This is a genomic window from Streptomyces sp. NPDC098781 (assembly GCF_044759995.1).
Taxonomy (GTDB): domain Bacteria; phylum Actinomycetota; class Actinomycetes; order Streptomycetales; family Streptomycetaceae; genus Streptomyces.
This window is the reverse complement of sequence record NZ_JBIWAK010000003.1, coordinates 925,405-946,781: the sequence shown is the minus strand read 5'-3', so window position 1 is coordinate 946,781 and position 21,377 is coordinate 925,405. Positions and strand designations below refer to the sequence as shown.

General features: G+C 69.5%; 17 protein-coding genes. All 17 read right to left on the bottom strand.

What is annotated here, in order from left to right:
* Positions 1–20 precede the first annotated feature (20 nt).
* The gene (locus ACIQWG_RS15995) at positions 21–647 is read right to left on the bottom strand and encodes a TetR/AcrR family transcriptional regulator (protein ID WP_404095435.1); all 627 of its coding nucleotides are present in this window, start codon (positions 645–647) and stop codon (positions 21–23) included.
* A 51-nt stretch (positions 648–698) separates the two neighbouring features.
* Complete coding sequence (locus tag ACIQWG_RS15990) at positions 699–2,888, bottom strand: SpoIIE family protein phosphatase (protein WP_404095433.1); 2,190 nt, start codon at positions 2,886–2,888, stop codon at positions 699–701.
* A 73-nt stretch (positions 2,889–2,961) separates the two neighbouring features.
* Positions 2,962–3,828 (bottom strand): phytanoyl-CoA dioxygenase family protein, encoded by an 867-nt coding sequence (locus ACIQWG_RS15985; RefSeq protein ID WP_404095430.1) that lies wholly within the window; start codon positions 3,826–3,828, stop codon positions 2,962–2,964.
* Between the two features lie 253 nt (positions 3,829–4,081).
* A complete protein-coding gene (locus tag ACIQWG_RS15980; RefSeq protein ID WP_404095428.1) occupies positions 4,082–5,734 on the bottom strand; it encodes a transporter in 1,653 nt (550 codons plus the stop codon).
* Positions 5,731–6,006: a hypothetical protein gene (locus ACIQWG_RS15975; protein WP_404095427.1), complete on the bottom strand. Its 276-nt coding sequence runs from the start codon at positions 6,004–6,006 to the stop codon at positions 5,731–5,733. The genes ACIQWG_RS15980 and ACIQWG_RS15975 overlap by 4 nt, the downstream gene beginning before the upstream one ends.
* Positions 6,007–6,221: 215 nt before the next feature.
* Positions 6,222–7,322 (bottom strand): phosphotransferase family protein, encoded by a 1,101-nt coding sequence (locus ACIQWG_RS15970; RefSeq protein WP_404095425.1) that lies wholly within the window; start codon positions 7,320–7,322, stop codon positions 6,222–6,224.
* Complete coding sequence (locus ACIQWG_RS15965; RefSeq protein WP_404095423.1) at positions 7,322–8,560, bottom strand: acyl-CoA dehydrogenase family protein; 1,239 nt, start codon at positions 8,558–8,560, stop codon at positions 7,322–7,324. Before ACIQWG_RS15965 ends, ACIQWG_RS15970 begins: the two co-directional genes overlap by 1 nt.
* 29 nt (positions 8,561–8,589) lie before the next feature.
* A complete protein-coding gene (locus ACIQWG_RS15960) occupies positions 8,590–9,372 on the bottom strand; it encodes an SDR family oxidoreductase (protein ID WP_404095421.1) in 783 nt (260 codons plus the stop codon).
* Positions 9,373–9,375: 3 nt separating this feature from the next.
* Entirely contained in the window at positions 9,376–10,953 is a 1,578-nt protein-coding gene (locus tag ACIQWG_RS15955) for a class I adenylate-forming enzyme family protein (protein ID WP_404095419.1), read from the bottom strand.
* Between the two features lie 144 nt (positions 10,954–11,097).
* Positions 11,098–12,654 (bottom strand): long-chain fatty acid--CoA ligase, encoded by a 1,557-nt coding sequence (locus tag ACIQWG_RS15950; protein WP_404095417.1) that lies wholly within the window; start codon positions 12,652–12,654, stop codon positions 11,098–11,100.
* Between the two features lie 101 nt (positions 12,655–12,755).
* Positions 12,756–14,012 (bottom strand): aspartate aminotransferase family protein, encoded by a 1,257-nt coding sequence (locus ACIQWG_RS15945; RefSeq protein WP_404095415.1) that lies wholly within the window; start codon positions 14,010–14,012, stop codon positions 12,756–12,758.
* A 17-nt stretch (positions 14,013–14,029) separates the two neighbouring features.
* The gene (locus ACIQWG_RS15940; protein WP_404095413.1) at positions 14,030–15,145 is read right to left on the bottom strand and encodes a Zn-dependent alcohol dehydrogenase; all 1,116 of its coding nucleotides are present in this window, start codon (positions 15,143–15,145) and stop codon (positions 14,030–14,032) included.
* A gap of 28 nt (positions 15,146–15,173) precedes the next feature.
* Positions 15,174–16,532 (bottom strand): NAD-dependent succinate-semialdehyde dehydrogenase, encoded by a 1,359-nt coding sequence (locus ACIQWG_RS15935; protein WP_404095410.1) that lies wholly within the window; start codon positions 16,530–16,532, stop codon positions 15,174–15,176.
* A gap of 26 nt (positions 16,533–16,558) precedes the next feature.
* On the bottom strand, positions 16,559–17,263 hold the full coding sequence (locus ACIQWG_RS15930; RefSeq protein WP_404095409.1) for a transporter: 705 nt from the start codon (positions 17,261–17,263) through the stop codon (positions 16,559–16,561).
* Positions 17,260–18,654 (bottom strand): flavin monoamine oxidase family protein, encoded by a 1,395-nt coding sequence (locus ACIQWG_RS15925; protein ID WP_404095406.1) that lies wholly within the window; start codon positions 18,652–18,654, stop codon positions 17,260–17,262. The genes ACIQWG_RS15930 and ACIQWG_RS15925 overlap by 4 nt, the downstream gene beginning before the upstream one ends.
* The gene (locus ACIQWG_RS15920) at positions 18,638–19,573 is read right to left on the bottom strand and encodes an alpha/beta fold hydrolase (RefSeq protein WP_404095403.1); all 936 of its coding nucleotides are present in this window, start codon (positions 19,571–19,573) and stop codon (positions 18,638–18,640) included. The genes ACIQWG_RS15925 and ACIQWG_RS15920 overlap by 17 nt, the downstream gene beginning before the upstream one ends.
* Positions 19,566–21,098, bottom strand: a complete 1,533-nt coding sequence (locus tag ACIQWG_RS15915) for a flavin-containing monooxygenase (RefSeq protein ID WP_404095401.1) — start codon at positions 21,096–21,098, stop codon at positions 19,566–19,568. The genes ACIQWG_RS15920 and ACIQWG_RS15915 overlap by 8 nt, the downstream gene beginning before the upstream one ends.
* Positions 21,099–21,377 lie beyond the last annotated feature (279 nt).

Below are 21,377 nucleotides of genomic sequence, written 5' to 3'. Positions count from 1 at the left end.
ACGAGCATTTTCGCGTCGTGTCAGGCCATCGGTACGTTCGGGAGGTCGAGGCTCCCCTTGGCCAGCGCCACCGTCGCGGCCACGAGCGTCCTGAGCCCCGTCCGTTCGGTGGTCTCGTCCGGCAGGCACTGGAGGACCTGCATGGTGAGTCCGTCGAAGCCGGAGAGGAAGAACCGGGCCACCGTCTCCGGGGACTCGGCCAGTTCCTGTCCCGTCCTCTCGGCCGTCTCCGTGATCACCTGTGCGGTCACCTCTACGACCCGCCGGTAGTGGCTCTGCCGGGCCTCGTTGAGGCCGGGCACGCGCAGGGCGAACATGGTCAGCTCGCTGAGCAGCTGGTGGTGCGACGTCGGCTCGCGCACGGTGCCCCACAGCTCCCCCGCCAAGGCGCTGAAGGTCTCCTCGAAGCCCGCGTTTTCCGGTGCCGCCCGCTGCACCTGCGCGACCAGCTCGTCGGTGATCTGGTCCATGACCGCGCGGTACAGGTCCTCCTTCGTACCGAAGGTGTAGTGGACGGTGGCCTGCGCGACACCGAGCTCCGCGGCGATGGCGCGGGTACTCCCCGCGGCGACGCCCTCCCGGGTCATGAGGTCGATGGCCGCCTTGATCAACTGGGGGCGGCGCTCCGCCGCGGAAACATGAGCCATACGTTCAGTGTATCGACTTAGTCGATCGAACAAGTCGGCCCTCACCGGGCGTCACGTTCCTTCGGTGATGGACGCGCTGTCCGCGGTGAGAGTCTGCTCGGCCCAGATGACCTTTCCCTCGCGACCGTGTCGTGTGCCCCAGCGTTCGGTGAGCTGGGCCACCAGGAGCAGGCCGCGGCCGCCTTCGTCGAAGATCCGGGCCCGGCGCAGATGCGGGGCGGTGCTGCTGGCGTCGGAGACCTCGCACATGAGCGTCGACTGGAGGATCAAGCGCAGCTGGATGGGGCTCTTGCCATAGCGGATGGCGTTCGTCACCAGTTCGCTGACGGCCAGCTCCGTGGTGAAGGACATCTCCTCCAGCCCCCAGGCCGTCAGGATGTCGGAGGCGAAGCGGCGGGCCCCGGAAACGGCCGCCGGATCGGACGGGAGGTCCATCGTGGCGACGTGGTCCGGGTCGAGGGCGCGGGTCCGGGCGACGAGCAGGGCGACGTCATCGGCAGGGCGGCTGGGCAGCAGCGCGGCCAGCAGCTGGTCGCAGGTCTCCTCCAGCGAGTCCGGCGCCGAGGTGAGGACATCGCGCAGCGTGGCGAGTCCGAGGTCCACGTCACGCATGCGGCCGGCGATCAGCCCATCGGTGTGCAGGACCAGCAGGCTGTCCTCCGGCAGCTCGAACTCGATCGTCTCGAAAGGGAGCCCGCCCAGGCCGAGGGGCGGTCCGATCGGCACCTCGGGCGACTCGACCACCCTGGAGGTCCGAGTGGTCTCGCCTGTGGCCGAGGGAGCCACCACGGTCGGCGGGACATGGCCGGCACTGGCGAGGGAGCACTGGCGGGAGACGGGGTCGTAGATCGCGTACAGGCAGGTGGCGCTGGTCTCGCCCTCGGCCGGCGACTCCTCGCGCTGCATACGGATGACCACGTCGTCCAGGTGGGTGAGAAGTTCATCGGGCATGAGGTCGATGTCGGCGAAGGCGCGGACGGCTGTGCGGAGTCGGCCCATGGTGGCGGCGGCGTGCAGGCCATGACCGACCACGTCGCCGACGACCAGCGCGACGCGGGCCCCGGACAAGGGAATGACGTCGTACCAGTCGCCGCCCACACCCGCGCGGGACCCGGCGGGCAGGTACCGCGAAGCCGTTTCGGCGGCCGCCTGTTTCACCGTGTTCCGCGGCAGCAGGGTTCGCTGGAGGGCGAGCGCGGTGGAACGCTCGTGGGTGTACCGGCGGGCGTTGTCGATGGACACCGCCGCCCTGGAGACGATCTCCTGCGCCAGCAGGAGATCGTCGTCGTCGAAGGGGACCGAGGTCCGATGGCGTACGAACTGCACCAGGCCCAGGGTGTCCCCGCGGGCGTGCAGGGGCACGAGGAGAACGGAGTGGATGCCGAGGTCGCGCAGTACTCGGCCGTGGGACTCCGACGTCGCCACCCACGTGGGCATCTCGGTCCCCGCGATGTGGTGCAGGACGGATCGTCCGCTGACCAGTACGCGAGCCGGTTCCGAGTCGTCGGGGTAGGCATGACTCTCACCGACGCGGAGCAGGGACTCCGGACAGCCGTCTAGGACGGAGCGCTGGGCGACGCGGCGCTGCGTCAGAGCCTCTGGCGAACCAGTACCCGTGTCGTCGAGGACGGCGTCGAAGAGGTCGACGGTGACGAGGTCGGCGAAGCCCTCGGTGCAGACCTCCGCCAACTCCTCTGCGGTGCGGGTGACGTCGAGCGTGGACCCGATCCGCTTGCTCGCCCTGTCGGTGAGGGCGAGCCGACGCTGCAACAGACGGTCGCGCTCCTCCTGGTAGGCGGCGACGACCTCTTCCGAGGAACGGTCCACGTAGTCGAAACCGATCGCGACCAACCTCATGGAGGCCAGGTGGATCATGTGCCAGTCGCTGGTGAGGCGGGGCGCTTCGGCTTGCAACAGCCCGAGCAGGCTGAGGTGGCCGACCCGGTAGCCACGGAGGAGTCTGCTCACCGGAATCCCACGCCGGGCGTAGAGGCGGCCCACTTCCACGGCGGCCGGAGGGGCCTTCGACGCCCTCGCATCGGGGTGGGTCTCCAGGAGATCCAGAACGGCGGTGATGTGCTGGGCTGTCTCCTCCGGGTTCAGAGCCGCGATGTCCGCTTCCCCCGAAAGCTCGGGGAGCTCGCCGTTCAGGCGCTGGAGCAGCAGGCCGGCCAGCTTCTTCACCTCAGGTCTGAGGTGGCGGGCCAGCTGACCAAGGAACGCATCAACCTCGGTTCCCATAATGCGAACGTACGGGAAAGCCATGACGTGCGCTCCTCGGACAGCTGCGGCAGCCTCTGGTCGGCCCCGGCTCTCAGAGGCCGAGGTATTCGCCCAGATCGGCGTAGTCGACCTGCCACAGGCCGGGAGAGCCCGTGGGGTACTGCGAGCGGAAGCCGAGCATGCGCTGCACGCGCGGCGACAGCGTCTTGGCGAGTTCCCTCTCGACCAGGAAGGGGTACGCCTCCTCGCCGGTGAGGAAGCCCGCGTTGAACGTGAAGGCGAGGCCCCGTCGGTACTCGTCGCCGGTCCGGTTCGCCCCACCGCCGTGCGCGGTCTTGCCGCTGATCAGAAGGACGTCTCCGGCGTTCATGACCGCGGGGACCGTCTGCTCGGGAGTCCCTCGGTCCTCGAAGTCGCTCCAGTGGTTGCTCCCGGGGATGACGCGGGTGGCGCCGTTCTCCTCCCTGAAGTCGGTCAGGGCGACCAGGAAGTTGATGGTGACCTCCGGGCCGCCGGGCCCCATCCCGATGAAAGGGAACCAGTTCTCCAGGTCACGGTGCAGCATCTGCGCCTGGTTGCCGGGGCCGATCTCGATCACCTGCGCGGTGGTCATCCAGTACGTGCCCGACTCCTGGAGGAAGACCAGGTCGCTGATCTCGTGGACCAGGGGATGATCGATGACCTCGCTGCGGAACGAGGCGCTGTGCGTCACCAGGTTCGTGAGGCGCTTGGTGTTGTTGCCGTGGAACGCGGCCACGAGGTCGTCCTCGTGGGTGGACCCCGGGGCGAGCGCCCGCAGCGGCTGCTCGATCTCGCCGTTGAAACGGGTGATCTGCTCCTGCGTCAGGAAGCCCTTGATGATGACGCCACCATCACGGGTCACGATCTTGAGGATCTCTTCCGCCGACGTGTCGTTCGCCACGGACGTCAGGGTCTGGGCCTTCTTCTGTGTCGTCATGTGCGTCCTCTCCCTCGATCTGAATCGCGGTGGATCGACCGTTCGATCAGCCGCGGGCGTTCCGTCTTCTCGGGTCTCCCGCGCGCCGTCCTCGCGACGGTCAAGTGGGTTCGATGGTCGTGGCGTTCCCTCGTTGTTCATGTGGTGGTGGTCTCACTGTCGCCAGCCCGGACCGCCGGCGAGAACGACAGCGGGCACCTGCTTCGCCCGGGCCCGGTGCACGATGCACAGGCCGGTCACGGGCACGGCGGAGCTATCCGCTCACGACGTTCTTGTCGGAGCCGATGCGCCCCCCAGGGGCGCCACGGTCAGGGGTCGGTCCCGCCGCCGCATGCCGGTGCCGTGCGGTCCGCTCCCAGGGACGTGCGCTGCCGAGCCATCCGAGGAGGAAGGCCGCCGGGACGGAGACCAGCCCGGGGGTGTGGAGCGGGAACAGGTTGAAGTCCTGCTCCGGCAGCAGCGCGTATCTCGTTCCGGACACGGCGGGCGAGGCGAGGGTCAGGAGGGTGCACAGGGACAGCCCTCCGTAGACGAGCCACAGCAGCCCTCGGCGGTCGAAGCCGGTCCAGAGGAAGGAGTAGACGAGCGCGGGGAACACGCATGAGGCCGCGAGGCTCAGCGAGAAGGCGAGGAGGAACTCGACGGGGTAGCGGTGTACGGCGGTGGTGAGGAGAAGGCTCACGGCGCAGAGCGCGACGACGGACAGCCGCAGGACTGTCGGCTCTCCGATCCCGATCCTGGTACGGCCCTTCTGCCCCATCAGGTCGCGGGTCACGGAGACGGCGGCGGCGAAGGTCACGCTCGCCACGGCCGTGAGGACTGCGAGGAAGGCGACACAGGCCACGAGGGTGATGAGCACGACCCGGCCGGTGGAGTGGTGAGGGAGGACCTCCGATGCCAGGAGGATCGGGGCTCCCTGTCCCTTCGCATCGACCGCCCCGATCTGTCCGCTGCCGACCACAGCGGCCGCGGCGAAGCCGGTCGTGATCAGCAGCAGGGAGAAGAGGCCGGTCAGCCCTACGGCGACGCTCAGTGAGCGCCGAGCGGCGGGTACGTCCCGGCTGGCGCTGACGCGCAGGAGCAGGTGGGGCATCATCGCGGTGCCGAGGATGACGACGATGTGGTCGCTGATCGTCCCGAGCGGACCGAGATCGGCGGTGTGCGCCCACAGCCCGGGGCTGAGGTAGTCGTCCGGCGACATGCTCTTGTCCATGGCGGCCGACAGCAGAGCTTCAGGGCTCCAGTCGAACTGGCGGAGCGCCATCAGGGTCACTGCGGCGAGCGTCGCCAGGGCTACGGGCACCTTGGCGACCTGCACGAAACTGGTGCCGCGCAGGTCGGCCACTCCTGCGAAGCACGTGATGAGGAATCCCATCAGCACCGTGCACACCACCTGCGCCGCCTCGGTCGGCATGCCGATCAGAAGAGCGGCGGTGATGCCGCCGGCACGCAGTTGAACCATGAGCAGGGGTACGGCGATGCACAGAGTCACCACCGCACCGGCGATCCGCGTTCCCGGCCCCCCGGCACGCAGAGAGAACAGCTCACCCAGGGTGTAGCGGCGGGTCGCGCGAATCCTGGAGGCGAGGAGCAGGAAGACGCCGAGTGCGAGGGCGCTGTCGACGGCGGTCGAGACTCCGTCGTAGCCGAAGAGAGCGATCGCTCCCGGCAGCGAGACCAGAAGGACGACCGTGATCTGTTCCCCCGCCATCGCGACGCCGTTGAAGACGGGCGGGAGAGACCGGTCGGCGACGTAGAGGCGTTCGGGGTCGTCGTCCTGAGTGGCGAGAGTGAAGACCCACAGGAGGCACAGGCCGATGAAGACGAGGAAGGCGGTGATGACCGCGCCCCTCGCGGCGGAGCCGATCAGGTCGGGCGAGCCGACGCTCAGCAGGGAGAACGTCACCACGTGCCCCTGTTCGATCGAGAGGCAGTGGTCGTCGCCGAGGCCGGTTCGCGGGAGGACGCGGCCCGGTTCTCGTACCACCACGTTGCGCCGACGAGGACGACGAGCTGCGTGAGCGCCCACGAGATGCCGAGGGTGAGACGTCCGTACACGGAGATCTCTCCGAGGGGCGTGGAGCAGGAGAGCAGGACACCGACGGCGAGCGGCAGCGCGTTGACGGTGACCAGCACCCGTGTGTCACGGGGGGAATGCTGGGAGGAAGCGGGGGGCACGGAACCTCTCTCTGAGGAATAGGAAGACGGACACGGCGCGAGGGGTCGCGGGGGACGGTCGCAGCCGTTGAGGACGAGCGATGGATGTCGGGCGGCCGTGCTCCGTACCGGTCGGAAGCGCATGCTGCGACCGCGGGGGCTCGGCGGTGGCGCGGCCTCCCCGGCCCGGCCGCAGCGAGGTTGGTGAGGAGCCCGGTACCGGGACGCGTCGGGTGTCAGCGGCGAGTGGTGGCCGTCAGGCCGGCGTATCGCCCTGCCCGCTCCAGCAGACGGGGGACGCCCGTTTCGAGCGACGGCCCGAAAGCCGTGTCGTGGGGACGCTCACCACGCTGCCACCGGGTGTAGATGGCCTCGCAGAAGATCGCCGCCTTCCACAGGGCGAGGGTCTGGTACCAGGGCAGTGGGGTCAGGTCGAGGCCCGTGCGGGACTGGTAGCGCTCTGCCAGCTGACGCTGGGTGAGATAGCCGGGCGACCGGGTCACCTTGGTGAGTTCGAGCGGTGTGGAAGGGCTGCCTGCCTCGGACCAGGTGGCGGTGAGGTACCCCAGGTCCGCGAGCGGGTCACCGAGTGTGGCCATCTCCCAGTCCAGGATCGCGAGGACCCTGGCCGGCGCCTGAGGCGCGAACATGAGGTTGCCCATGCGGTAGTCGCCGTGCACCACCGAGGCGGCCTGGCTCGTCGGCAGGTTGCGGGTGAGCCAGTCCCCGATGCGCTCCACCGCGGGCAGGCTGCGGGTGGTGTTGACCTCCCACAGGCCGCGGAACCGGTCGACCTGACGCCGCAGATACGCCTCGGGCCGGCCCAGGGAGGCGAGTTCCCCTCCGGACACGTCGATGCCGTGCAGGGCGACGAGGGTGTCGACGACCGCCTCGCTGGTGGCCCGGCGCTGTTCGGCGGGGGAGAGATGGGGTGGGATCGTGTCGGTGACGACCGTCCCGTCGAGCCGGGACATGAGGTAGAACGGCACGCCCAGAAGCGACTCGTCCTCGCAGACGGCGACGATCTCCGGCACCGGCACTCCGTGCCCGCCGAGGATCTTCTGGATGCGGGCCTCGCGCACCATGTCGTGCGTCGACTTGGGCAGGGGCGGGCGCGGTCCACGGCGTAGTACGACGCACTCACTACCGCGCTGGATCAGATAGGTGATGTTGGAGTGGCCGTCGCCGATGCGCTGCCACGCGAGCGGGCCGCTGCCGATGCCGTGTGCGTCGAGGAAGCCGGTGACCGCGTCGAGGACCAGGAGCGGAGGGCTGTCGAGGTGGCGGGCCCTCTCCCAACTCGCCACGACCTCCACGCCGTCGGGAACGGTGTGCATCACGCGCCCCCGTCCCGGCCGACGACGGCGTCGCCCCTGTACTGCTCACCGGCGCGGACCGCGGCTGCGCGGTCGGCCGAGGCCCGACGAGCGACGGCCCACCGGTGGGTCTCGTTGGAGCCGTCGTAGATGCGGAACGGGCGGACCTCGTTCAGGTACTGCGCCAGCGGAAGTCCGTCGGAGACCCCGTCCCCGCCGCAGATCTGGATGGCGCGGTCGATCACCCGGAAGATCGCCTCCGAGCAGTGCACCTTCGCGATCGAGGACATCGCGGACCCCGCCTTGGGGTCGGTGCCCAGCAGGGCCGCGGTCTTGGTGATGATCGCGTCGGACGTTTCGATGTCGATGACCGACTCTGCGATCAGGTGCTGCGCCAGGCCGAGCGAGTCGATCGGACCGCCGAACAGCTCCCGCCGCCCGGCCCGGTCGAGCGCGATGTCGAGTGACCGCCGGGCGAGGCCCAGCCACCGCATGCAGTGGGTGAGGCGTGCGGGACCGAGCCGCACCTGGGCGTACCGGAAGCCGAGTCCGACCTCGCCGAGCACGGCCTCGTCGGGGACGAAGCAGTCCTCGACGTACAGGTGGGGGTGGCCGCCGTCGATGGCGCGGTCGACGGTGTGGATCGGCTCGCCGACCCGGATGCCGGGGTTGTCCATGTCGACCAGGAACATGGTGGCTCCCTCGGGGGCGCCGTCCACGGCCGGGGTCCGCGCCATGACGATGCAGAACGCGGCCCCCACGGCGCCGCTGGTAAACCGTTTGTGTCCGTCGATGATCCAGCCGCCGTCGTCGCGCACGGCAGCGGTCCGCAGCGCCGCCGGGTCGGATCCCGCTCCGGGGTGGGGCTCGGTCATGCCGAAGCACGACCGTACGTCCCCCGCCGCCAGCGGCGCGAGATACCGCTTCTTCTGCTCCTCGGTGGCGATGAGGTTGAGCATGTGCATGTTCCCCTCGTCGGGGGCCATGCAGTTGAGCGCGCTGGGGCCGATCGGCGAGTAGCCGGCCTCCTGGAGGATCGGTGACCAGTGCTCGATGGCCAGGCCCTGCCCGCCGTACTCCTTCGGCACGAGCGGAGCGAAGACGCCTGCCTCCTTCGCCGCGGCCTGCAGCCGGTCGCGGGTGGCCTGGTCGAGACGTCCGCCCGGTCCGGGCTCCGCGTCGACGACGACCTCGCGGATGAACCGGCGCGTGCGCTCACGCAGCTCCGCGATCTCCGGCGGAAGGTGAGGGTAAGTCATTGCTGTCCTTCGTGAGGTGGGCGAGGTCGTTACGCGGTGCCGCCGGCGACCGTGAGGCCGCCGTCGACGGTGAGGATGTGACCGGTGACCCAGGAGGAGTCCTCCGAGGCCAGGAACGCCACGGCGGAGGCGATGTCGGACGGCACGCCCAGACGTCGCAGGGGGTAGCCGTCGACCACCTCGGCTTCCCTGCCCTCGTACAGGGCCTCGGCGAACCGTGTCTTCACCACGGCGGGGGCCACGGCGTTGACGCGGATCTCCGGGCCGAGCTCGACGGCCAGGGTCCTGGTCAGGTGGGACACCGCTGCCTTGCTCACTCCGTAGAGGCCGATGCCGGGTGACGGGGTGTCACCGGTGACGGAGGAGAGGTTCACGACGGTGCCGCGGCGTTCGGTGAAACCGAGCTTCGGGTGCGCCACGGCGTCCTGCACCCAGGCGAGGGTGGCGAGGACGTTGACCTCAAGGACCTTGCGGGCTACGTCGAGGTCCAGGCCGACGACGGGGCCGTACGCCGGATTGATGCCCGCGTTGTTCACGAGGACGTCCAGCCCACCGAACTCGCGCGCGACGGTGTCGAAGACCTCGCGGCGGTGCTCGGGGTCGTCCGCCTTGCCTGCGACGGTGATGACGCTGCCCTCGGGGAGAGCGGCGGCGGCCTCTTCAAGAGGTCCGGGCTTGCGCGCCGTGATGCACGCGCGCGCCCCTTCGGCGACGAGCCGCTCGGCGATCGCGAGGCCGATGCCCCGGCTCGCTCCCGTCACGACGGCAACACGGCCTGAGAAACGGCCGTGGCCGGTGTCCTTCTCGCTCATGGATCAGTCCTTCGAGGGGGAAACCGGCCCCGTGCCGTCGAGGCCGCGGAGCTCGGCGCGCCGGATCTTGCCGCTCTGGGTCTTGGGCAGGTCGGTGAGGAAGTGGATCGTGCGGGGGCACTTGTAGGCGGCCAGCCGGTCGCGGGAGAAGGCGATCAGCTCCTCGGCCGTGGCGTTCAGGCCCGACTTGAGCGAGACGTAGGCGATGACGGTCTCGCCGCGGTAGGCATCCGGCGCCCCGACGACAGCCGCCTCGAGCACCGACGGGTGCTCGTACAGGGCGTCTTCGACCTCGCGCGGCCAGACCTTGTACCCGGACACGTTGATCTGGTCCTTGAGCCGGTCCACCAGGTAGACCCAGCCCTCCTCGTCGATGACGGCGACGTCACCGGTGCGGAGCCGGCCCTCCGGCATCGTGTGACGAGTGGCTTCGGGCTTGCCCCAGTACCCGGGCACCACCTGCGGCCCGCTCAGTTCGAGTTCGCCCTGCTCCCCGCTGGGCACCGGGTCGCCGTGCGGGTCCACGACGCGTGCCGTGAGGTGCGGCAGAGGCTTGCCGACGGACAGCGTCCCGCTCGGCAGATGCACCGGCGCCCGTCCACCCGGCGGCACGGCGATGACGGCGGACGTCGTCTCGGTCATCCCGTAGCCGTTGTGGAGGTAGGCGCCGAACCGTTCCCGGAACCGCTCGACGGTGGCCGGCGGGATCGGCGCGCCCCCGGAGTACAGGGCCTTCGCCGACGCGAAGTGCTGCGGACCGGCCTGCGGGAGCTCGTAGATCGCGTTGTACGCCGTGATGGAGCCGATCGTGTAGGTCACCCCGTGCTCGGCGAAGGCCTCCAGGGCGACCTCGGGGTGGAACCGGCCCGCCAGGACCAGCGTGGTGTCGGTGAGCAGGGAGATCGTCGCGTTGACCACCGCCCCGGTGATGTGGAACAGCGGGGCCATGGCGAACACGACGTCCCCGTCGCCCACACCCATCCACGACGCGCAGGTCGCCACCACGCTCAGGACGTTGCCGTGGGTGTTCATGGCGCCCTTCGGCGGCCCCGTCGTTCCCGAGGTGTACGTCAGGAACGCGACGTCGTCGCGGGTCAGCTCCACGGGCGAGGGACCGCGGCCCTCGAACTCGCCGATCAGCGCCACCAAGTCGCCGTCGGGCGCCGAGGCGTGGCGCTCCGTCATCGCGAAGACCCGCGGATCGTTTCTCGACTGGTAGTCCAGTGCCGACGTGCTGACCAGCCAGCGCACCGTGCTCCCCGCCAGTGTGCCCAGCGTCTCGTGGACGTCCGCGTCCGCGCAGACGACGCCGACCGCCCCGGAGTCGTCGATGATCCGGCGGAGCTCCTGGCGGCGGTACATCGGGTTGAGTCCCAGTGCCGTGGCCCCCAGCTTCCACAGGGCCAGCAGCACCAGCGCGTACTGCGGAACGTTCTGCAGGTACACCCCGACGCGATCGCCCCGGCAGGTCCCGCGGGCCTCGAACGCGGCGGCCAGGGCGTCCGACGCCGCGTCCACCTCCCGCGCGGACAGAGCGCCGTCGAAGTAGCGGAGCGCGATGCCCTCCGGGTTCTTCGCCACGCGTGTCTTCCAGGCGGCCACGAGCGATTCGGGTGCTGAGTCCGGACCCGTATCGGACCCGTCGGGGAACGCATCCCGCCGGCGGCCCTCATCCACTGTCATCTGCCGTCCTTCCCACCCATGTCCATGCGCTTGGCGTGCCGGTCATGTGAGTTCGCGCTTGAGGATCTTTCCGGTGGACGTCATCGGCAGGGTCTGCACGATCTCCACGATGCGCGGGTACTTGTAGCCCGCCATCTGCTCCTTGCCCCAGGCGATCAGTTCGTCGGGACCGGCCTCGGCGCCGCGGTCGAGGATGACGAACGCCTTGATCTCCTCGCCGTGGCTCTCGTGCGGCACGCCGACGACCGCGGCCAGGCTGACCGCCGGGTGCGTCATCAGGACCTCCTCGATCTCGCGCGGGTACACGTTGAAGCCACCGCGGATGATCAGGTCCTTCGCCCGGTCGACGATGTAGTAGAAGCCGTCCTTGTCCCTGCGGGCGAGGTCGCCGGTGCGGAACCAGCCGTCCCTGATGGCTTCGGCGGTGGCCTCGGGGCGGCCGTGGTACCCCTTCATCACGTTGTGGCCCTTGACCGCGATCTCCCCGACGACGCTGCCCGTGCCGCGGTCCTCGACCTCCGACCAGTCCGCGTTGACGAGCTTGACCTCGACGCCCCAGATCGGCACGCCGATCGACCCGGGACGGGGCTCCCGCGCCGGATCGCTGAAGGTGACCACCGGCGAGGTCTCGGAGAGGCCGTAGCCCTCCAGGACCTGGACGCCCAGCCTCTCCCTGACCTGCTTGATGAGCTCCGCAGGGAGTGAAGCACCGCCGGAGACGCCGACGCGCAGGTTCCTCGCGATCCTCTCGACGTCGATGTCGTCGGTGAGCGCCTGCAACAGGCCCCACCACATGGTGGGGACGCCCGCGAAGACGGTGATGTCCTCCTGCTGCATCAGGGACACCGCCTGCCGGGCGTCGAATCGTGGCAGCAGTACCAGCGTGCTCGCTGCCGAGAAGCCGGCGTTCAACTGCACGGTCGCGCCGAAGGAGTGGAACAGCGGCAGCACGACCAGATGGGTGTCCAGGGCAGGCCGGTTCTCCAACAGCTGGTTGACCGCGAGGGCGTTGAGCACCAGGTTGGCGTGGCTGAGTTCGGCGCCCTTCGCCTGTCCTGTCGTACCGCTCGTGTAGAGCAGCACGGCCGGGTCGTCCCCGGACGTCCCGATGCAGTCGAACGTCGCCGCGGTGCCCCGCAGCGCGGCGCCCATGGTCTCGGCGCCCTCGATCGGGCTCTCCGCCGCGGGGTCGGCGGTGATGAGGAAGAAGTGCTCGCAGCCCGGGGTCCCGGTGAACCCGGCGTGTCCCTCCGTGCCCATCGGCAGACCCTCGCCGCCCTCGAAGCAGAAGTACGCCTTCGCCTCCGAGTCGGCGAGGTGGTAGGCGACCTCCCGGCCCTTGAGCAGGACGTTGAGGGGTACGACGACGGCGCCGGCCTTGAGGATCCCGTAGTAGACGATCGGGAACCAGGGCACGTTCGGACAACTGAGCGCGACCTTGTCGCCGGGCCAGACGCCGCGGTCCACAAGGAGGTTGGCGACCTGATTGGCGGCGGCGTCGATCTGGGCGTAGGTCAGACGCGTCCCGCCGAGGACGACTGCGTCCCGGTCCGGGTGCGTGCGGGCGGAGTCCTCGAGCAGGACCGAGAGGTTCAGCATGGTGTGTCTTCCGGGAAGGTGGACCGGGCCAGGCCGCGGGGGAACAGAACACGCGGCCTGGCTCGGAGCGGGTGGGGGTTACAAGCGACGTGACGCGGACGTCAGAACTGCCGCAGCAGCCGGTCGAGCGCCTCGGCCGTCGCCTCGATGTCGGCGGTGGTGTGCGTCGTGCTGAGGAAGACCTTGCCGGACGGCATGAACAGGAAGCCCTGCCGCAGCATCCCTTCGAGGATCGCGGTCCAGAGCCCGCTGGTCCCGTGGAGCCCGGTGGCCCCACCGGCGGGGACGTACTGGAGGAGCGAGCCGACCCGGTTGAAGCTGCCGAAGTCGGGCGATGAGCCGAGAACGGCGCCGACGAGGGCTTCGAACTCGGACGAGGTCTGTTCGAGTTGCTCGTAGACCGCGGGATCGGCCAGGACGCGCATCGTCGCCGCGACGGCCGCCAGTGCGACCGGGTTGGCGTTGAAGGTTCCGGCGTGCACGACGCCGGACGTCACCTGGTCGACCAGCTCTGCCTGGCCGACCACGGCGCTCTGGGTGAAACCGCCGGCCATCGCCTTCCCGAAGACGGACAGGTCGGGCAGCACGCCGTACTTCTCGGCCGCCCCGCCCCGGGCGATCCGGAATCCGGCTATCACCTCGTCGAAGACGAGGACGACGCCGTGCCGGTCGCAGAGAGCCCGCAGCGTCGACAGGAACTGTGGTGAGGGTGCTTCGACGCCCGCGTTGCTCATCACCGGGTCGACGAGCACAGCCGCGATGTCGCGCTCGACGCACTCGTTCAGCAGACGCTCGGCCAGCTGTACGTCGTTGAAGCGCGCCACGACCAGGTCGTCGAGGACGCTGGCCGACTGCCCCGGCCCGCCGGGGGTGACGGGGCGATCGCAGTCGTCCTCGGACATCCCGGCGTACACGGTGTCGTGCCAGCCGTGGTAGCTCTTGGCGAACTTGAGGACACGGCGCCGGCCGGTGGCGGCGCGCGCGAGGCGCAGCGCCACCTGCACCGCTTCGGTCCCCGTGTTGCTCCACAGCAGTCGCTCGCCGTGTGGCACGGCTTCGAGGACCGCTTCCGCCGCGAGGTACTCCAGCGGATGGCCGGTGCCGACGACCTGCATCTTCGTCGCGACCTCGGACACGGCTGACAGCACGCGCGGGTCACCGTGACCGAGGACGAGTGGGCCCCAGGCCATCACGTAGTCGATGTACCGGTCGCCGTCCAGGTCCCAGACGTACGCGCCTCGTGCCTCGCGCACGAAGAGCGGATGGGGTGGCATCGCGGCGCGCAGGCCCGACCCCACACCTCCGCCGACGCTGCGGCGGGCTCGCTCGAAGGCCGAGCGTGATGTTTCCAGGGCCATGAGATCGCCCCTGCCTTTCAGTACGTGATCACCGAGCGGATGCCGATGCCGCGCTTCATCTGGTCGAACGCCTCGTTGATGTCCTTCAGTTCGATCACGCTCGTCACCAGGGAGTCGAGATCGATGCGGTCGTTCATGTAGTGGTCAATCAGCAGCGGGAAGTCGGAAGCCGGCTTGCTGGAGCCGTAGTTCGAGCCGATGAGAGAGAGCTCCTGATCGGACATGACGAAGGGGTCGATGGATATCCGCATGCCGTCCGCCACCTGCCCCGCGACCACAGCCGTGCCGCCGCGGGCCAGGGCCTCATAGGCCGACTCGATGGTGCGGGGCAGCCCGATGGCTTCAATGGCGATCTCCACACCGCGTCCGTCGGTGAGCTGTTGCACCCTGTCCGCGAAATCCTCGCGGCCGTTGTTGATCAGGTCGGTCGCGCCGAAGACGCGCGCCTGCTCCAGCTTCTCGTCGGAGATGTCCGCGGCGATGATCTTCCGCGCGCTGGCGAGCCGGGCCCCCTGGATCGCGTTCAGGCCGACGCCTCCGCAGCCGAGGACCAGCACGGTGTCGCTCGGCCGCACGCCGGCCGTGTTGACGGCCGCGCCGACACCGGTCGTGACGGCGCATCCGACCAGAGCCGACTGCGGGAACGGGGCGTCGTCCCGGATGGCGATCGCGCCCGATTCGGGCACGAGGGTGTACTGGCCGAACGTTCCGAGGCCCGCGAAGCTGAGGACGTCGCCCCCGCCGACGGACGTGATCCGGGACCGACCGTCGAACGACAGGTGGTTCGCCGAGTGCTGGCTGACCATGTCGCAGAGGACGGGCCTGCCATTGATGCAGTAGCGGCAGCGGCGACACGAGGGCGTCCAGGACAGTACGACGTGGTCGCCCTTCTTCAGCGTCGTGACGCCTTCGCCGACGCTCTCGACGATCCCGGCTCCCTCATGGCCGAGGATCATCGGCGAAGGAACCTCCCATTCGCCCAGGAGGACGTGGAGGTCGCTGTGGCACACCCCGCTAGCCTGGAGCCGCACGAGCACCTCGCCGGGCGGAGGCGTCGAGGGGATCGACACTCTCTCGATGGTCAGCGGTTCGTTCGGCGTCCTGAAGACGGCGGCGTCGAATTCGATGGTCATGAAAGTCTTCCTTCCGTGTTCTGGGCGATCACGTCCGAGCGGTGCGGATGAGCTTCTTGTTGGCGAACTCGTCGATTCCCGCCCGGCCCAGCTCGCGACCGAACCCGGACAACTTGACCCCGCCGAAGGGCAGTTCCGCGCTTTCGAGGCCGACGCCGTTGATGAAGACCATGCCTGCGTCGATCCTGTCGGCGACGCGCAGCGCCTGCTCGGCGTCCGTCGTGAACACGTAGGAGCCCAGCCCGTACGGGGTTCCGTTCGCCAGCTCGACGGCCTCGTCCTCGGATCCGACCCGGTAGACGGTCGCGACGGGGCCGAAGAGTTCCTCGGCGGCCGACGGCGACGTCGGCGAGACGCCCGTCAGCACGCCGGGCGGGAAGTACGCCCCTTCGCGCTGTCGTGCGGAGACGAAGGTCGCCCCCTCCTCGACGATTCGCTCGACCTGTTCCTCGACGTACTCGGCGGCGCCGACCGAGGAGAGCGGCGCCAGGCGTTCGGTCAGGGCGAGCACCTGCTGGGTGAACTTGTCGAGGAAGGCGTCGTAGATGTCCTCGGCGACGATGAAGCGCTTCCCGGCGTTGCACGCCTGACCGGCGTTCTCGAACCGAGCCTCGACCGCCGCCTGGACCGTGACGTCGAGGTCGTCGGTGGACAGCACGATGAAGGGGTCCGAACCGCCCAGTTCGAGCACCACCTTCTTGAGGCTGCGCCCGGCCTTCTCGGCGACCTCCGCGCCGGCCCGCTCCGAACCGGTGAAGGAGACGCCCTGCACGCGGGGGTCCACGATGGCGCGACCGATCTGCTCCCCGGTGGCATGGACGTTGACGTAACAGCCCTCGGGGAAGCCCGCGTCCGTGAACAGCTGCTGGAGGGCCGCGGACGACTCCGGACACTGCGACGCGTGCTTGAGCACGATGGTGTTGCCCAGCGCGAGGTTGGGCGCGGCGAATCGGGCCACCTGGTAGTACGGGTAGTTCCAGGGCATGATCCCCAGCAGCACGCCGACCGGCTGGCGTCGGACGAAAGCGGTGCCCTCCCCCTCCAAGAGCTCGATCGGCTCGTCGGTGAGGAACTTCTCCGCGTTCTCGGCGTAGTACCGGTAGATCGAGGCGCTGAACTCGACCTCCCCCACGGCCTCGTCCACCGGCTTGCCCATCTCCCGGTGGATGATCTCGGCGAGCTGTCGGCTGCGCTCGTCGTGCAGGGTGGCGACGGCGTGCAACAGCTGGGCGCGCTGTGCCACGGAGGTCTGCCTCGACCAGCGGGCGTAGGCGTCGGCCGCCGCGTCGAGCGCCGCGTCGACGGTCTCGTCCGTCGCCGTGGGGTACTCCTTGACCAGCTTGCCGGTGGCCGGGTCCACCACCGCGTACACGTGCCTCTTCGCCATGCTGACTCCTTGTTCGTGTTCCGGGTTCATGCGAGGGTTCCGGTCGCGCGGGCCTGGTTCGCGTCCGAGGCCGCGTTGCGGTCGTGCAGTGCGCGGTAGGCGCGGAAGTAGACGAATCCCTGGGTGCCCCAGGTCGCCAGCGCGGCGGTGTAGAAGATCGTGCGGTTCGCGTCGTCAAACGCCAGGGGGAAGAAGTCGTACGTGATCGCGATGGTGATCCCGGCGGCCGTGACCAGTGCCGTCCAGACCGCCGGCCACCTCGCGCCCGCGTTCCAGAGCCGCTTGGCGAAGTACCCGAGGAAGACCGCCGTGAGGAGATTGACGACGACGTAGAACACGGCGACCCAGAAGGCGATGCCGCCGGTGTGGAGATCCGCGCCGTGGAACTGCCGGAGGAACAGGCCGGCCACGATCGCGGTCCCGAACACCCCGATGTCGACGCGGCGGCTCGGCTCGTAGCGATGGGTGACCTTCATCAGGCCCAGGACCAGAATGAGCGTGATGCCGACCGACCTGGAGAACGCGTCGAAGAAGTACGCCAAGTCGTACAGGACGCTGTCGCTCTTGGCTCCGAACAGCGACCAGAGCAGGAAGTTGCTGCCCGAGGTGGCGACGACCATCCACTCCAGGCCCAGGAGGTAGTTGCCGTACCGGCGGATGAACTTCCAGCCGTAGAAGTAGCCGGCGAAGATCATCCACAGGTCGGCCAGCAGGAACAGCGCTTCCTTCATCGCGACGCCCCCTCGCGGACGTCACGGGACAGCAGGGTGATGACGCGCTCTGCGGTGCGCTGGCCAGTCAGAACCGCGCCGTTCATGGTTCCGGCCCATTCGCCGGCGGTTTCGGAGCCCGCCCAGTGGACGCGCCCGTGGGGCTCGGACAGCGCCTTGCCGAAGCTCGTGGTCGCGCAGGGGGCGACGGCGGGATTGGGGCCGCCCGGGGCGAACGGCTCCGCTCCCCAGCAGTGGTCCACGTAGTCGATCGGGGTGCGGGCCTGCGGACCGTAGAGATCGGCGAGTTGCTGGACGACCCGATCGCGTCGGGCCTCGGGGCTGAAGCCGTCGAAGACGCGCGGATCGCAGAAGGCCATCAGGATGCCCGGTCCGCCGGGGGCGGGGGACACGTCGAAGGTGATGAACACGGTTCCGGTGTCGGTCAACGCCTCGCCGGAGCATCCCTCAGCCCGCCAGAACGGCCTCTCGTACGCCACGAACGCCTTGCTCAGCACGCCCATGCGCCAGGTCCGCGTGAGCCCTTGGGCCTGCTCGGGCAGAGCGGGATCGAACGCGATGGCGGCGCGGTGCGCCGGCGAGGCCGTGACGATCGCGTACCGGGCGCGGATCTCGCCGGAGTCCGTGCGGACGGTGACGCCGTCGCCGTCCTGCGTGATGCGGCGCACCGGTGTCTCCAGGCGCACCCGTTCGCCGAGCCGCTCCGCCACCCGTTCGACGATCTCCTGGGTGGTCTGGACGAACCGGTCCTGCTGCTGACCGCCGTCGACGTCCAGCATGTGATCGAGTCCGCCCGCCGCACGGATGTAGCGCATCGCGTGCAGCAGGGAGACGTCTCCCGGGGTACACCCCCACTGCACCTTGCTGATGACGGTCATCAGCGCACGCGTGCTGGGCAGCGCGTTCTTCCGGTCGAGCCATTCGCCGAACGAGATGGCGTCGAGCCGGTCGGCCCCCGGCGTCTCCCACGCGGCGTTCACGTCGATGGTCGCGACCAGCCTGTTCACCGCCATCTGCATACGGGCCATGTCCACCAGGGCGGCGGGGGAGACCCGGGGAATGGTGCCGCTGTAAGTGCGTCGCCGGCCTGCCATCCACAAGACGTTGCGACCCTGGTTGAACTGGTCGGTCGTTGTACACCCGACTCGGCTCGCGAGGTCCCGGACGGCGGTGTGGCGCCGTGCCACCCACGTCGCTCCGAGGTCGACCTTCACGCCGGCCACCTCGCCGGAGAGCGAGCGGCCTCCGACCCGGTCGCGACCTTCCACGACCACGACGGACCGCCCCGTGCTCACCAGTCGCTCGGCCGCGCTCAGGCCGGCGAAGCCGGCACCGACGACCACGACGTCGACCGTGGTGCCCCTGGAGCGGGGCTCACGAGATCCGGACATGGTTTCCTCCTTCGCCCACGCGGTTCGCGTGCTGCGAGATGCAGGTCGTGATGGGGTCGACGAGGGCCTCGGGAATGTGGTGGCCCATGCCGGGGATGACCACGTGCTGGGCCGAACGGATCGCCCGTACGGTCGCGGCGCCGCCGCTCGGGTTGACCAGCAGGTCCCGGTCGCCGTTGATGACCAGCGTCGGGGCGGTGATCGTGCTCAGCTGGGCCGTCCGGTCTCCGGAGCGCTGGATGGCCTGGATCTGGCGCGCCGTGCCGGCCGCCGGATCACCGGCGCTGCGATCCCAACCACGTGCCGCGATGGCCGCCTCGGCCGCGTCGTCGATGGGATGTCCCACTCCCGCGATGTGCCGGGTGATCCGCAGGTGGGCACGGACCGCCGCGGTTCTGGTCCTCGCCGGCGGGGCCGAGAGGAGCCGGATCGTCGACAGAGCTGGCCGACCGACCTTGCGTGCCCCGGTGGTGGAGTAGATGGACGTCAGGGACAGGGCCCGCTCGGGTGCTGTGGCCGCGATCGTCTGCGCGATCATGCCGCCCATCGACCGCCCGACCAGGTGCACCCGCGCGATCCCGAGATGGTCGAGTACGCCGACGGCGTCCTGGGCCATGTCGGCCAGCGCGTACGCGTCGCCGCGCGGACGTGCCGTGATCTGACGCCAGAGCCCGGGAGAGGGAGCGGCGACGAACGTCGACTGGCCGGCGTCGCGGTTGTCGATCGCGACGACCCGGAAGCCGCGGCTGACGATTGAGCCGATGAACGAGTTGGTCCAGAAGGTGAGGTCCTCGCCCAGTCCCGCGATGAGCAGCATCGCGGGGTCGTCCTTGTCGCCGTGGTCCCGGAAGCAGATCGTCATCCCGGACGGCAGGGTCGCGTACTGGTCGGCGCTGTCGACGGCGCTCGTCTCAGGCACGGGCCGCACGCCTTCCGTCGGGCCGCGCGGCCGCCCGGGCGGCGCCGAACTTCAGGTGCGCGTCCGCCACCGGGCCGCGCAGGGCCCTGGAGTCCTCGGGGTAGGACATCGCCATCCGCCAGGGCTTCTCGGGGCCCTGCTTGGGCAGGAGCTTCTCGCCGCGCCTGGCGTACCCGGCCTGGAGGTCCATGACCGGCCTGCGCTTCGTTCCCGCCGGTGCGACCGGAACCACCATGTCGTATCCGCGGGCGTCCATGTGCCTGACCAGGTCGATGAAGTAGCGACACATCAGGCTCACCTTGAGCGTCCAGGACGAGGTGGTGTAACCGATCGCCATCGCCCAGTTCGGGAGCCCGCTCAGCAGCATGCCGCGGTAACAGAGCGCGTCCGCGACGTTGACCTGGCGCCCGTCGACCACGAGGGGCATGCCGTCGAAGAGCCGCAGGTTCAGCCCCGTCGCGGTGACGATGACGTCGGCTTCCAGTTCCTCGCCCGACGCCAGGACGATTCCGCGCTTACTGAACCGTGCCACGGCGTCGGTGACGACGGATGCCCTTCCGTCCTTGATCGCGTCGAAGAAGTCGCCGTCCGGTGCCACGCACAGCCGCTGGTCCCACGGGTCGTACGGCGGGTTGAAGTGCTTGTCGACGTCGAATCCCTTGGGAAGGCGCTTGATGTTCTCGCGCCGGATGAATGCCCGTCCGGCCTTGGGGAAGGTCCGCAAACCCTTCACGACGGCGTGTTCGGTCCAGATGTTCTTGAACCGCGTCACGGCGTACCCGCGCTCTTTTCCGAGCAGTTTCGTGAGCGCCAGGGCGACCTTGTCGACACGGGGGAGCGCCATGACGTAGGTGGGGGTGCGCTGCAGCATCGTCACGTGCCGGGCGGCGCCCGCCCCGGTGGTCATGGCCGGCACCAGCGTGATCGCGGTCGCGCCGCTGCCGATGACGACGACCTTCTTGCCGTTGTAGTCGAGGTCCTCGGGCCAGTGCTGTGGATGGACGATCCGGCCCTCGAAGTCGTCCCGCCCCGGGAACTCCGGGGAGAACCCCTCGTCGTACCGGTAGTAGCCGGTGGCGGCGAAGACCCATCCCGCGTGGATCGTCTTGGTCCGGGTCGCTCCCGTGGCGGGGTCCGACGTCTGGACGGTGAGAGTCCACCGTGAGTCCGCTGTGGACCACTCCGAGCGGACGACCCGGTGGCCGAGCCTGAGGACGCGCTCCAGGCCGTTCTCCTCGACGGTCTCGTGGAGGTACTCCTTGATGAGGGGAGCGTCGGCGATCGCGGCTTCGTGACGCCAGGGCTTGAACGCGTATCCGAACGTGTGGAGGTCGGAGTCCGAGCGGATGCCGGGATAGCGGAACAGGTCCCAAGTGCCTCCGATGTCGTCGCGCGCTTCCAGCACGGCGAGCGACTTCTCGGGGAGCTCCCGGCTGAAATAGGTGGCCGCGCCGATCCCGGAGATCCCGGCTCCGATGATCACCACGTCGAATTCCTCGACGGCGTCCAACACCTCAGCTGTCATGGCGTTTCCTCGCTGTTCCTGTGGCGGTTACCTCACTGTCGCGAGCCGTGACCGCCTGCGAGAACGACAGCGGGCACCTCCTTCGCCAGGGCTCGGTGCACGATGCACAGGCGGACCGGGCCGCTGCGCCCATACGGTGTCCGACGTTCGGGCCGAGGCCCCGGTCGAGCCCGGGGCCCGGCCCTTCCGGGAGCAGGGCGGCCGGATACGGCCGTCCAGCGGCCGGTCGTGCCGCAGCCATTGCGGCAGCAAGACCGGCGTGATAGAGATTTGGCCCCG

Bases quoted from the DNA above. Each gene is read 5' to 3' on its own strand.
- ACIQWG_RS15915 (WP_404095401.1), bottom strand. From the start codon at position 21,098: ATGACAGCTGAGGTGTTGGACGCCGTCGAGGAATTCGACGTGGTGATC.
- ACIQWG_RS15950 (WP_404095417.1), bottom strand. From the start codon at position 12,654: ATGCTGAACCTCTCGGTCCTGCTCGAGGACTCCGCCCGCACGCACCCG.
- ACIQWG_RS15960 (WP_404095421.1), bottom strand. From the start codon at position 9,372: ATGAGCGAGAAGGACACCGGCCACGGCCGTTTCTCAGGCCGTGTTGCC.
- ACIQWG_RS15935 (WP_404095410.1), bottom strand. From the start codon at position 16,532: ATGGCGAAGAGGCACGTGTACGCGGTGGTGGACCCGGCCACCGGCAAG.
- ACIQWG_RS15985 (WP_404095430.1), bottom strand. From the start codon at position 3,828: ATGACGACACAGAAGAAGGCCCAGACCCTGACGTCCGTGGCGAACGAC.
- ACIQWG_RS15930 (WP_404095409.1), bottom strand. From the start codon at position 17,263: ATGAAGGAAGCGCTGTTCCTGCTGGCCGACCTGTGGATGATCTTCGCC.
- ACIQWG_RS15940 (WP_404095413.1), bottom strand. From the start codon at position 15,145: ATGACCATCGAATTCGACGCCGCCGTCTTCAGGACGCCGAACGAACCG.
- ACIQWG_RS15995 (WP_404095435.1), bottom strand. From the start codon at position 647: ATGGCTCATGTTTCCGCGGCGGAGCGCCGCCCCCAGTTGATCAAGGCG.
- ACIQWG_RS15970 (WP_404095425.1), bottom strand. From the start codon at position 7,322: ATGCACACCGTTCCCGACGGCGTGGAGGTCGTGGCGAGTTGGGAGAGG.
- ACIQWG_RS15945 (WP_404095415.1), bottom strand. From the start codon at position 14,012: ATGGCCCTGGAAACATCACGCTCGGCCTTCGAGCGAGCCCGCCGCAGC.
- ACIQWG_RS15965 (WP_404095423.1), bottom strand. From the start codon at position 8,560: ATGACTTACCCTCACCTTCCGCCGGAGATCGCGGAGCTGCGTGAGCGC.
- ACIQWG_RS15990 (WP_404095433.1), bottom strand. From the start codon at position 2,888: ATGGGAACCGAGGTTGATGCGTTCCTTGGTCAGCTGGCCCGCCACCTC.
- ACIQWG_RS15925 (WP_404095406.1), bottom strand. From the start codon at position 18,654: ATGTCCGGATCTCGTGAGCCCCGCTCCAGGGGCACCACGGTCGACGTC.